The 11,918-nt window shown below is 67.7% G+C and carries 8 protein-coding genes; 5 read left to right on the top strand and 3 right to left on the bottom strand.

What is annotated here, in order from left to right; translation table 11 throughout:
• The first annotated feature begins 86 nt into the window (after positions 1–86).
• Together H7F51_RS11515 and bla are read left to right on the top strand one after the other, a co-directional pair.
• Positions 87–1,109 (top strand): hypothetical protein, encoded by a 1,023-nt coding sequence (locus H7F51_RS11515; RefSeq protein ID WP_185664445.1) that lies wholly within the window; start codon positions 87–89, stop codon positions 1,107–1,109.
• A 189-nt stretch (positions 1,110–1,298) separates the two neighbouring features.
• Positions 1,299–2,198, top strand: coding sequence for a subclass B3 metallo-beta-lactamase (bla, locus tag H7F51_RS11510; RefSeq protein ID WP_185664444.1), 900 nt, complete (start codon positions 1,299–1,301; stop codon positions 2,196–2,198).
• A 3-nt stretch (positions 2,199–2,201) separates the two neighbouring features.
• Here bla and H7F51_RS11505 read toward each other — a convergent pair whose 3' ends face one another.
• Entirely contained in the window at positions 2,202–3,302 is a 1,101-nt protein-coding gene (locus H7F51_RS11505) for an alpha/beta hydrolase (RefSeq protein WP_185664443.1), read from the bottom strand.
• A gap of 104 nt (positions 3,303–3,406) precedes the next feature.
• Positions 3,407–6,394, bottom strand: a complete 2,988-nt coding sequence (locus H7F51_RS11500; RefSeq protein ID WP_185664442.1) for a TonB-dependent receptor domain-containing protein — start codon at positions 6,392–6,394, stop codon at positions 3,407–3,409.
• A gap of 246 nt (positions 6,395–6,640) precedes the next feature.
• Here H7F51_RS11500 and H7F51_RS11495 point away from each other — a divergent pair, with 246 nt between their 5' ends.
• From H7F51_RS11495 to H7F51_RS11485, 3 genes are all read left to right on the top strand, one after another.
• Positions 6,641–7,771: an SMP-30/gluconolactonase/LRE family protein gene (locus H7F51_RS11495; protein WP_185664441.1), complete on the top strand. Its 1,131-nt coding sequence runs from the start codon at positions 6,641–6,643 to the stop codon at positions 7,769–7,771.
• Between the two features lie 165 nt (positions 7,772–7,936).
• A complete protein-coding gene (locus H7F51_RS11490) occupies positions 7,937–9,598 on the top strand; it encodes a putative bifunctional diguanylate cyclase/phosphodiesterase (protein ID WP_185664440.1) in 1,662 nt (553 codons plus the stop codon).
• Positions 9,599–9,723: 125 nt separating this feature from the next.
• Entirely contained in the window at positions 9,724–10,617 is an 894-nt protein-coding gene (locus tag H7F51_RS11485; protein ID WP_185664439.1) for a dienelactone hydrolase family protein, read from the top strand.
• 69 nt (positions 10,618–10,686) lie between these two features.
• Here H7F51_RS11485 and H7F51_RS11480 read toward each other — a convergent pair whose 3' ends face one another.
• On the bottom strand, positions 10,687–11,907 hold the full coding sequence (locus H7F51_RS11480) for a patatin-like phospholipase family protein (protein WP_221774111.1): 1,221 nt from the start codon (positions 11,905–11,907) through the stop codon (positions 10,687–10,689).
• Between the last annotated feature and the right edge of the window lie 11 nt (positions 11,908–11,918).

Here is an 11,918-nt window from a genome sequence, read left to right as displayed (position 1 = left end):
GATGAATTAAACCGGATCGGCCCTTCGTTTTCGTCAGTGAGAGAGCGGTCAGCCGCCCTCGCCACATCGAAGCGAAGGAAACAGCCATGCACAAGTTCATCCTCATCTCGGCGGCGCTGCTCGCAACGACAGCCCCCGCCCACGCCCAGCTGATCGGCGGCGGCCTTGGCGGCGGGATCGGCGGCGCCATCGGTGGCGGCATCGGTGGCGCCATGGGCGGCATGGGATCGATCGGCGGCTCGATGGACTCTATCGGCAGCTCGATGGACTCGGTCCGCTCCAACACCAACGGCACCCTGCGCGGCAGCGGATCGACCAGCGGCTCCCAGTCGGTCAACCGTAAGACCGGTCAGGTCCACGCCAGCCGCAGCGCCGAAGCCAGCGGCGGCGGCACCCTCACCCAGTCGCTCTCCACCCCCAATCACGCGGTCGGCGGCACGCTTGCGGGCGATGGCAGCGCCAGTGGGGCGGGCAGCGCCGATGCCCAGCTGATCGGCACCGACGCCGTGCGCGGCGCGGCCGGCTCGGCGCGCGGCACGGCGGCCGGCGCGGCTTCCGCCGCCGACGAGCGCGGCAGCAATCTTGCCGGTTCCGCCCGGACCACGGCGAGCGGCGCAGCCTCTGCTGCGGCCGAGCGCAGCGGCAAGCTCGCCGGTTCGGTCCAGGGCGCGGCCAGCGGTGCGGCATCGGCCGCAGCCCAGCGGGGCGCCGGGGCTGCCGGATCGGCCGCATCGCTGGCCGGTAGCGCCGCCGGTTCGGCTGCCGGATCGGGCAGCGCGGCCGGATCGGGCCTCGGCCTTGCCGGATCGGGCAATGCCGCCGGCTCCGGCGCCTTCAGCGTGACCAAGGGCGCCTCGGTTCTATCCCCGAGCGGCGAGAAGATCGGCAAGGTCCGCGAGGTGATCACCGACCAGCGCGGCCAGGTCCGCCAGCTGCTGGTCAAGGTCGACGGCAAGACCGCGACCCTGCCCGCCACCAACTTCTCGGCCAGCGGCAAGGGCGTGATGTCGGCCATGAGCGAAGGCCAGATCAAGCAGGTGGCCAGCCAGCAGTCGAGCAGCTCGGCCAATGGAACTTCGGAAACGGCGAGCGGCACCGCAAAGCAATAAGCCGCACCCCCTTTACCCCCACCTTTCCCCGGAGCGGTATCGCAAGTACCCGCTCCGGGGCTTTTCGCGTCCCGCGTACCATGACCGGCATCACGACAATTTGCGACTGCCTGAAAGCATTTCCTATCTCTTCCTGTGATCGCTCCCGGGCTATCCAACGCAAGATTGCCCGATACGACCGGAGGTTCGATGTCTTTCAGGACTGCCATTCGCTGCCTTGCCGCCAGTGCCCTGCTGACCGCCGCATTGGCCCCCGCCCCGATCACCGCCGCCACGACCCAGACCGATCCGCAGGTCGGCCCGTTTCGCATCGCGGGCAATCTCTATTACGTCGGCGGCCTTCACGGCTCCTACCTGGTCAAGACGGCCAAGGGCCTGATCCTGATCAACAGCAATTACCCCGATTCCCCGCCGCTGATCCGGCAGAGCGTGGAAAAGCTCGGGTTCAAGTGGAAGGACATCAAGGTCCTCCTGATTTCCCATTCCCATGTCGACCATGCCGGCGGCTCGGCCCAGATCGTCCGCGAGACGGGGGCGAAGTACGAGGTCATGGCCGGCGACGTCGACACGATCGAAACCGGCGGCAAGGCCGACTTCTACTACGGTGCCGATACCGCCCAGTATTACCCCCCGGCGAAGGTCGACCGGGTGCTGCATGACGGCGACAAGGTTTCGCTCGGCGGCATGACCCTGACCGCGCGCCTCACACCCGGCCACACCAAGGGCACCACGACCTGGACCTTCGACGTGCGTGACGGCGGGAAGACGCTGCATGTCGTGGTCATCGGCGGCTCGACCCTGAACCGCGACGTCAACCTGATCGACAATCCGAAATATCCCGGCGTTGCCGACGATTACCGCAAGGGCTTCGCCGTCCTGCGCTCCCTGCCGTGCGACATTCCGCTCGGCTCGCATGACTGGTATTTCGATCTGCAGGCCAAGGTGAAGCGGCTCGAAGCGGGCGACAAGGCCGCCTTCATCGATCCCAAAGGGTGCGCCGCATTCACCGACAGGTCCGAGAAGGCGTTCAACGACCTGCTGGCCAGGGAGAAGCAGCTGGTGGCCGAGGGCAAGCCCGCCGGGAAATGACGGTCAGCGCCGCGGCGGCTTGCCCTGCCCCGGCCGGTCGCCGATTTCCCGGTCAAGGAAGTCGATCGTCCGGGCGAGCGCGGTCTTGCTCGCGCGCTGGGTTTCGGCCGCGGTCTTGCCGATGAAGCTGTGATCGACCCCCGGGATGACCAGCATTTCCGAACGGATGCCCTTGCCCTGCATCGCCGCGTAGAAATTGGTCGTCTGGCTCGGCGGCACGGTCTGGTCGTTCGCCCCGGTGATGACGAGGATCGGCGGCGTCTTCGGCCCGAGATAGGACTGGGCCGAGGGCATCCGCTTCTGCTCGTCGGTGCACGGCGCATTGCGGCAGCCCATGTAGGCGTTCATCACGTCGCTCTGCGGCATGGTCGCGAAATCGAAGATGCCGTACCAGGCCACGCCCGCCTGCACGCAGTCCGACTGGGCCTCGGGCGAGGCCGTGCCGGCGCGCGGATCCTCCACGGTCGCGTTGCGGCGCACGGCGGCCGATGGCGGCGAAAGCGCGGCCACACCGCAGGACGCGGCCGCCAGCCCGGCAAGCTGCCCGCCCGCCGAGCCGCCGAAGATCCCGAAGCGCTCGCGGTCGATGCGGTACTTGGCCGAGTTGGCCCGCAGCCAGCGGATCGCCGCCTTCACGTCCTGGATCGCGGCGGGCGAAGGCGCCTCGCCCGAGAAGCGATAGGCCACGGCCGCCACCACGTAGCCGCGCCGCGCGATCGAGGCGAGGACACGCGGGAAATTGTCGAAAGCGCCGCTGAGGCGCTTGCCCCCGCCGATCCAGCCGCCGCCATGGGTAAAGACGATCACCGGGCGCGGCCCCTTGAAGCTCGCCGGCGGCAGGTAGAGATCGAGCACCATCGGCCGGAAGCCGGGCAGGATCTGGTAAGTCATGTCGGGCAGACCGGTAACCCCGCCCGCGAAGGTTGTGCCGTGCGGAGGATAGGGATCATCGCCCGCCGAGAAGATCTGGCCATTGACCACGGCTTCGGCGGCCACGGCCTCGCCGGCCGAAAGCTTGGCCGCTCGCGGCTGCGCCTGAGCGGCCTGCCCGCTCAGGGCCGCCAGCCCGATTGCCATCAATGCCGCGCCCGCAATCCTGCCCATGATACCTGTTCTCCGTGGAAGTGGCTGTGCCCCCAGTGCATTCCGGCCGCCCCTGAAAAGTGCCCGGCGCTTCTGAGGGAAAGCGCCGGGCCAGGGGTGGAAGGTCAGAAGTTCAGCTTCGCCCCGATGTAGAACGAGCGGCCGATGGCGTCATATTGCGCCGTGTCGGTACCGTTCTGCGAGGAGGCGACGAAGGGCAGGCTCTTGTTGAACAGGTTGGTCACGCCGCCGCGCAGCTCGAAGGCCTTGCTGACCTTGACCGAGCCGAACAGGTCCCACAGCGCATAGGCCGGAACGCCGACCTGCGCGTTGGTGGGCGTCAGCACCGAGCTGACGTCCTTCATCGCGCTCTGGTAGCGCCAGCGCAGGCCGAAGCCGACCACGTCGCTCTTCACTCCGAAGGTGGTGAGCGCACGCCAGCGCGGCGTGGCGCGCGAGGGGACCGACCCCGGATTGGTCCCGCCGACGCTGATCCCGGTATAGTCGAGGAAGGCCGCGCCAGGCAGGAGCTGCACCTTGTAGCTGTGCAGCCAGCCGATCGCGGAGTCGATATAGACCTTGGCCGACTGGCCGATGAAGCCCGCGCGGGTGCCCCAGTGGACCTGAGCCTCGATCCCGTCGGTCTTGACCCCGCCAAGGTTCTGGTACGGCGTCGAAACGGTCAGGATCTGGCCGGTCGTGCTGTCGCGGCTAATCAGGCCGCAATAGGCATTGCTGGCCGCATAGGTCGGGTTCGAGCCATCGAGGTTATAGCACTTCGAGAGCACGGTCAGCCCCGGCACGGCCGAGATCACGTTCTTGATCTTGATGTTGTAGTAATCGACCGAGACCGAGAAGTCCGACAGGAAGCCGCTCGTTGCGGGCGAGTTGAAGACGAAGCCGACGTTGAACGTATCGGCCGTTTCCGGGGTGACCGAAGTGCTGCCGGCGATGGTCTGGCCGGTGGCCGTGGTCGGGAACTGATAGGTCGAGATCGCCCCCGACGGCACCCCCTGTGCAACGCAAAGCGCTGCAACCTGGGCCGCATTGGCCGTGGGCACGCCGTTGACGATTCGCGCGGTCGACCGGCTATCGCAGGGATCGCCCAGCGAGGTCGGCGGGGTGCCGATCACCAACTGCGAGCCCGACGGCGGCGAATAGAGTTCGCCGATGTTGGGCGCGCGCACGGCGCGCTGGTACGAACCGCGGAACAGCAGGCTGTCAGTCGGGCGCCAGCGGGCGTCGAACTCGTAGGACTTGACCGAGCCGGTCACCGAATAGTCGGAAACGCGGGCCGCGGCGCCGATCGCCAGTTCCTTGAAGAACGGCTTGTCGGCCAGCAGCGGCACGTCGATCTGTCCGGCCAGTTCCTTCACCGAGATCGACTTCTCCGGCACGGCGATCGTGGCGGTGAAGGCCTCGACATTGGCGCCGGGCGCCCAGCCGCTGAGCGCGGTCATGTCGGAGTCGGGCGAGAAGGCATACGTGTTCTTGCGCCAGTCGGCCACGACCGCGATCTGGGCCGGTCCCGCGCCAAGGTCGAACAGCTTGCCGTTGACCTGCCCCTGGACCTGGGTCTGGCTCAGCCGTTCCTGGCTGAAGGTGTCCTTGGTGATATAGGCCTGGCAGGCGGGCGAGAGCGACAGGGCATTGGCATTGCCGAAGGGATTGAAGCCCCCGGCGCAGATCGACTTGCCGCCGTCAGCCGCGTTGAGCAGGGTCTGGACCCGGCTCTTGAGCACGGCATTGTGCATGATCTGGTTGTGGATCGACTGGTCGTAGGACGCGAAGACGTCGAAGTTCCAGCCGCTGGTGATCTCGCCCTTCAGGCCGGCCATGTACTGCTGGACCTGGTAGTTCTCGTCCCAGTTCTTCCACGGCACGCCGACATAACGGCCCGACCAGGCAAAGGGCGCCGCGGCATTGGGGCGCGAGGCAAGCACGGTCTTGAGGTCGTTCGGGATGAACGGATTGGTCACCGGGATCGTGGTCAGCGTGGTGAACTGGGTCAGGCTGCCGCCGCTGTTCGTGTTGACGTTGAGGTCCACGAACATGAACTGGCCATAGGCGGTCAGGCTCGGCGCCAGCTCATAGTCGGCCTTGAGGAAGGCGGTCTTGCGGTTCAGCGCGTTGAGCAGGTTGCCCTGCTGGCCCACCGGCATGCGCACGTTGCCGCCCACCACGGCATAGCCGTTGGTGCCGTTGTAGCCCTTGTAGTTGAGCGCGCCGGACTGGGTGAACAGCGTGCCGTCGTCATTGAAGCCGAGGTTCGAGGCCAGCGGATTGCGCGCGCCGGCCACACCGTAGGCATTGAACAGGTTGGTCAGGACCGTGGCGTCGGGCGTATTGGTCGCGCTCGGCACGAAGGCGCCGTAGCCGATGAACGAGGACGGCACCTTGTCGAGGAAGAAGTCGCGCGAGCCGCTCAGCACCGGGTCCTGCTTGGCATAGCTGAAGGCGGCGATCACATGGCCGCGATCATCGGCAAAGCTGGTGCCGAGCGCGAGCGAGCCGTTGAACTTGTAGGCGTCCCCCTTCTCGCTGATCGAGTTCATGACATCCATCTTGATGCCATTGAAGCTGCGAATGGTCTTGAAGTTGACCACGCCCGACATGGCGTCCGAACCATAGATCGCCGAGGCGCCGCCGGTGATCGCGTCGATCCCGCCGATGATCGCATCGGGCAGGATGTTGATGTCGACGTTGCCGTTGATGTCGGAAACCGGAAGCCGCCGCCCGTCGAGCAGGACGAGGTTGCGGTTGGTGCCAAGGCCGTGAAGGTTGATCGACGCGCGGCCGCCGCTGCCCTGCCCGCCGGTCGCGGCATTGCCGCCGGCGGTGAAGCTGGGCATCTGGTTGAGCGCGTCCTGCAAGGTGGCCGTGCCGGATTCCTTGATCGCGGCCTCGCCCACGGTAACGATCGGGCTGACGGCGGTGTTGTTCGGACGCTGGATCAGCGAGCCGGTAACGACGATTTCCTGGGCCGGAGGCGCGGCCTCTTCCTCTGCGGGAGCGGCGGCTGCCGCCTCCTGCGCGAAGGCCGGGGCGGCCAGAACAATGGCAAGGCTGGCAAGGCTCGCGGACAGCACGAGTCGATTGGCGCAATTCCTCAAGGGACATCCTCCTGTTTGCGGCCGGCTTACCGGCTCATCGCTGATCTGGCTAATGTACTAACTGGTTCATGTCAATCTGCGCGACATCGCCAGGCACGCCAACCCGCACGGAAACCGCCACCCAGTGACCGAAACGCAACACCGCCAGCCCGCCCCCGCCCGGCAACTATCATCCAAGCCATTGAAACAGCCGCGAAGTGACGCCATGCTTGCCGCACGACCGGCGAGGACCGGGGGAGACGGATCATGCCAAGCTGGATCGCCCGCGCCTCCCGCGCAGCCTTTCTCCTTGCAGGCGCGCTACTCACCGAACCAGTTCAAGCGAGCCCCCCGCCAGCCGAATCCCAGCCCGCCGCCTGTGCCGCAGAGGGTGAACTGGCCTACCTGTGCGGAGCGCAAAAGCCCGAAGACGTCATCGCCATTCCCGGCACGCGCTGGCTGATCGCCAGCGGCTTTGCCCCCGGCGCCGGGCTCAAGCTGGTCGACGGCCCGGCCCGCCGCCTGAGCCGCTGGTACACCGGCGCCGCCGGCCAGATCGCGCCGGACCAAGCGGCATGGCCCGCCTGCCCCGCCCCGCCCGATCCCGCCCTGCTCAACGATCGCGGCCTCAGCCTGCGCCCGCTCGGCCCCGGCCGCTGGCGCCTGCTGGTGGTCAATCACGGCGGCCGCGAGGCCGTCGAAGTCTTCGACGTGTCTGCCACCGGCACGGCCCCGCGCATCACCTGGCGCGGCTGCCTGCCCATGCCGCCGGGACAGGTCGGCAACAGCGTGACCGGCCTGCCCGATGGCGAGGTCCTCGTCACCGTGCTCACCCGCCCGGGCACGACCATCGCCGATTTCGTCGCAGGCAAGATCACCGGGGCGGTCTGGTCATGGCGCCCGGGCGATGCCACCTTCCGCCCGCTGCCGGGAACGGAGCTGCCCGGCAACAACGGGATCGAGTCGTCGCCCGATGGCCGCGAGTTCTATGTCGTCGCCTTCGGCCTCCATGCCGTCGTGGTCTATGCCCGGGCCGACACCAGCCGCCCCCTGCGCACCATCGTCGCGCCCGACTTCATGCCCGACAACATCCACTGGACCGGGGGGCACCTGCTGATCGCGGGCATGCGGCTTGACGAGCCAGCCTGCGGCGGGCTGCGCCCCATCGTGGGCGGCGTTGCAGACCCGATGCTGTGCCATCGCGGCTGGGTCGTAGGCGAGGTCGACCTTGCCGCCGGGCGCATTTCCACTTTCGCCTACGGCACCCCGCGCGCCGCCTTCAACGGCCTGTCCGCCGCCGCCCTTTCCGGGCCGGACCTGTGGTTGGGCTCGTTCCAGGCTGATCGGCTGGCCGTGACCGCGCCGCCGAAAACCGCGCCCGAACAGGGTCAACCCTAAATTTACCCTGCCGCGCTATCCCTGCAGCCATGGGGATGTTTCACGATCGAATCCTGCCCGGACCAATCGCGGCCGAATGCCTCGTCCGCACCGGAACCGGGCCTGCATCGGCTCAGCGCCCCCTGCCCGCGCCGATGAACCACGGCGATTGAGGGGGCGGCAGCGATGATCCGGTTCGGCTCGCTCCAGTCCCGCATCACCGCATTCTCCTGCACCACCTTCGGGCTGGTCATGCTGTTCACCGCCGCCTGCCTGCAGGTCGCGGATCTTGCGCTTGAAGGCACAATGGCCGGCTCCACCCCGCTGCGCGTCGCCGTGGTCATCGCGGACTTGGCTGGGCTGGCCCTCGTCATCGCGGCCAGCAGGCGGCTGGGCCGCCGCATCGTCAGCCCGATCGGCGCGCTGGAAGCGGCGGCCGAGGCCCTCGCGCGCGGCGAGACCTCCTCTATCCCCGTCACCACGCAAGACGAGATCGGCTCGCTCACGGCCAGCTTCAACGCGATGTCGGAAGCCATCGCCAGCCGCGAGCGGGACATCCGCCACATGGCCTACCACGACGCCCTGACCGACCTGCCCAACCGCAGCCGGCTGCGCGAGGAACTGGACGGGGCGATCGCGCGGCTCATCGCCGAAGGCGGCACGCTGGCGGCAATGTGCCTCGATCTCGACAACTTCAAGCACATCAACGACACGCTCGGGCACCAGGCCGGCGACGACCTGCTCCAGCTGGTCGCCCGGCGGCTAAGCGAGCTGGCCCCCGGCCGCTTCATCGCCCGCACCGGCGGCGACGAGTTCTGCGTGCTGGTCGTCGCCCCCCACGCCGCGCGCGAGGCCGAGCAGCTGGCAGCCACCCTGATCGCGCGCTTCGGCGAGCCGTTCATGATCGACGGGCACCTCCTCAGAACCGGGATCAGCGCCGGAATAGCCGTCGCCCCGCACGACACGATGAGCGCCGAGGCCCTGATCAGGCAGTCCGACCTCGCGCTCTATGCCGCCAAGACCGCCGGACGCAGCCGTTTCCGCCGCTTCACCCGCGATCTCGACCGTGAGATCCGCGCCCGCCGCTCGATGGAACTGGACCTGCACGATGCCCTCGCAGACGGCGAGTTCGCCCTCCACTTCCAGCCGCTTTTCGACCTGTCACGCAATTGCTTCTCGGCCTTCGAGGCGCTGCTGCGCTGGAATCATCCCCGCCGCGGGCAAGTGCTCCCGGCCGAGTTCATTCCCGTGGCCGAGGAAACCGGCTTGATCATCCCGATCGGGGAATGGGTGCTGCGCGAGGCCTGCCGCCATGCCGCGACCTGGCCGGAGGACATCCGCGTCGCGGTCAACTTCTCGACCGTGCAGTTTTCCAGCCCGGGCCTGGTGGGTCAGGTCGCCCAGACCCTCGCCGCCTCCGGGCTCGACCCGAACCGGCTGGAAATCGAGATCACCGAGAGCCTGCTGCTCGAATCGAGCGACTCGATCCGCGATATCCTGCTCGGCCTCAAGGCGCTCGGCGTGCGGATCGCGCTCGACGATTTCGGCACCGGGTTCTCCTCGCTCAGTTTCCTGCGCAAGTTCCCGTTCGACAAGATCAAGATCGACCGCTCCTTCATCATCGAACTGCTGCGCGAGGACGAGGCCGGGGCCGTGGTCCGCGCGATCACCGATCTGGCCACCGCGCTCAAGATGGAGACCACCGCCGAGGGGGTCGAGGAAAGCGGGCAGGTCGAGGCCCTGCGCGCCTTCGGCTGCACCACGTTGCAAGGCTACCTGTTCAGCCGGCCGGTCCCCCCGGCCGACATTCCCGCCCTGCTCGCGCGGGGCCGGTCCATCGCGGCCTGAGCCGCCTTCCCGCGCGCAATTCGTATCAGGCCTGCGACAGTCTTTCGCTTTCACCCGCCGCGCGCCGCGCTATTCTCCTGCCCCAATCGGCCTGCATCGGGCAGACCGGGGCTGGGGATGAAGAAATGAGCCAGGATTCCGAAGCGAGCAACTATTCGCGCGAAGTGCTCGACCTGTTCCACGACTATGTTCACGGCGCGATCGACCGTCGCGGCTTCCTCGCCCAGGCGGCGGTCTACACCGGCTCCACCGCCGCGGCGACCAGCCTGCTCACCGCGCTGAGCCCCGATTTTGCCCGCGGCCAGGTGATCAAGCCCGAGGACCCGCGCATCGTCGTCTCGTGGGTCGAGATTCCCTCCCCCAAGGGCAACGGCATGATCAAGGGCTACCTCGTCCGCCCGGCCAAGCCCAAGGCGAAGAAGCTTCCGGTGATCATCGTCGCGCACGAGAACCGGGGCCTGAACCCGCATATCGAGGATATCGCCCGGCGCCTCGGCGTCAGCGGCTATATCGCCCTCGCCCCCGATGCCCTGACCCCGCTCGGCGGCTACCCGGGCGACGAGGACAAGGCCCGCGAACTCTTCACCAAGCTCGATCGCCCCAAGATCAGCGAGGATTTCGTCGCCGCGGCCAACTATGCGCTGACCATGCCCGGCAGCAACGGCACGCTTGGCACAACCGGCTTCTGCTTCGGCGGCGGCATCGCCAACCAGCTCGCCGTGCGGATCCCGCAGGTCAAGGCCGCCGCCCCGTTCTACGGCGGCCCGCCGCCGCTCGAACTGGTGCCCCAGATGCAGGCCGAGCTGCTCGCCAACTTCGGCGGCAACGACACCAACACCAACAAGAACTGGCCGCCCTACGAAGAAGCCCTGAAGAAGGCCGGCAAGACTTACCACGTCTATTTCTACGAGAACGCCGAGCACGGCTTCAACAACGACACCACCCCGCGCTTCAACAAGGCCGCGGCCGACCTCGCCTGGAGCCGGACGATGGACCTGTTCAAGCGCAAGCTCGGCTAACCGGCGGTCCCGGCAAATCACGAAAAGGGCGGGAGGCAACTCCCGCCCTTTTTCATGCGGTGGGCGGCATCAATCGGCCGGCGACTTGGCGGGCATCACCGGCTCGTCGGGCGGGCTGGTGTAATCGTGCACCGCAAGCCCGGTGGGATCGTCCGGCAAGCGCAGCACGGCGGGCTGGTCGAGCGTGTGGTGCGCCTGCTGGTAGCCCTTGCGCCAATGGTCTGCCATGGTCTGGCGCGAGAATTCGTAGTCCTTGGATTCGCCCTCATAGGTCGGCGAATGGTAGATCAGCTGGGCAATCGAATAGCGCGCCGGGCTGCACACATCGATCAAGAGCTTGGCCTCGGGCGTTTCGGTCAGGTCGGCAGGCAACTGCGCGAACAGGGCGCGAAAGGCGCCTTGCAGCTTGCGCCGCTCGCGCAATTGGTCGGTCGCGGCGCGGGTCCGGCTCGAATACTGGATCTCCTTGGCCCGCGTCGCCACGCTCGACAGGTCCGACGGCAAGTGCCCTCGCGCCGACCACAGGTCGACCTGCAGGACCAGCGTATCGAGCCTTGACGGGGCCGACAGCACCCAGTCGAGCGGCGTGTTGGAAACAAGGCCGCCATCCCAGTAATATTCGCCCGCGATCTCCACCGGGGGAAAGCCCGGCGGCAAGGCGCCCGAGGCCATGATGTGCTCCGGCCCAATGGCTTGCGCGGCATTGTCGAAATAGGTGAAGTTGCCGCTGCGGATATTGACCGCGCCCACGCTGAAGCGGGTCTCCCCGGCATTGATCCGGTCGAAGTCGACCAGACTTTCCAGCGTCTGACGCAGCGGCGCCGTATCATACCAGCTGGTCGCCTCGACTGACCCGTTTGCCGACAGGGTCGGCGGCGGGAAGCGCGGGTTAAAGAATCCGGGCACCCCGCTAAGCAGCGTGTTCCCGGCCGCCATGCGGTTGATCACGCCCCGCGCCACCGGGTCCTCTGCAAGGAACGGCAACCACTGCCCCCATTGCACGCTGCCGCCGCTCACGCCTTCCCAGAAGGCCCTGAGCTTTGCCACCCGGTCCTTTGGCGCATTTCCGGCGATGATCGCGCTGTTGATCGCTCCGATCGAGATCCCGGCCACCCAGCTCGGCACGATGCCGCGCTCGCACAGCGCCTCGTAAACCCCGGCCTGATAGGCCCCCAGCGCGCCGCCGCCCTGCAGGAGCAGGGCCACGCTGGCAAAGTCGGTTCCATTGCTGCTCGGCTGCGCCGCCGGGGCCTGCCAGCGCACCATCTCAGGCGAAGCCCAGAAGGGCATGCGGCTCGCGT

It is taken from the genome of Novosphingobium flavum (assembly GCF_014230315.1).
GTDB lineage: Bacteria > Pseudomonadota > Alphaproteobacteria > Sphingomonadales > Sphingomonadaceae > Novosphingobium > Novosphingobium flavum.
This window is presented reverse-complemented; position numbering and strand designations above follow the sequence as displayed.

What these genes read in the sequence shown, in the direction of transcription:
- H7F51_RS11515 (WP_185664445.1), top strand. Translation starts at nt 87, where the DNA reads ATGCACAAGTTCATCCTCATCTCGGCGGCGCTGCTCGCAACGACAGCC.
- bla (WP_185664444.1), top strand. Translation starts at nt 1,299, where the DNA reads ATGTCTTTCAGGACTGCCATTCGCTGCCTTGCCGCCAGTGCCCTGCTG.
- H7F51_RS11505 (WP_185664443.1), bottom strand. Translation starts at nt 3,302, where the DNA reads ATGGGCAGGATTGCGGGCGCGGCATTGATGGCAATCGGGCTGGCGGCC.
- H7F51_RS11495 (WP_185664441.1), top strand. Translation starts at nt 6,641, where the DNA reads ATGCCAAGCTGGATCGCCCGCGCCTCCCGCGCAGCCTTTCTCCTTGCA.
- H7F51_RS11490 (WP_185664440.1), top strand. Translation starts at nt 7,937, where the DNA reads ATGATCCGGTTCGGCTCGCTCCAGTCCCGCATCACCGCATTCTCCTGC.
- H7F51_RS11485 (WP_185664439.1), top strand. Translation starts at nt 9,724, where the DNA reads ATGAGCCAGGATTCCGAAGCGAGCAACTATTCGCGCGAAGTGCTCGAC.
- H7F51_RS11480 (WP_221774111.1), bottom strand. Translation starts at nt 11,907, where the DNA reads ATGCCCTTCTGGGCTTCGCCTGAGATGGTGCGCTGGCAGGCCCCGGCG.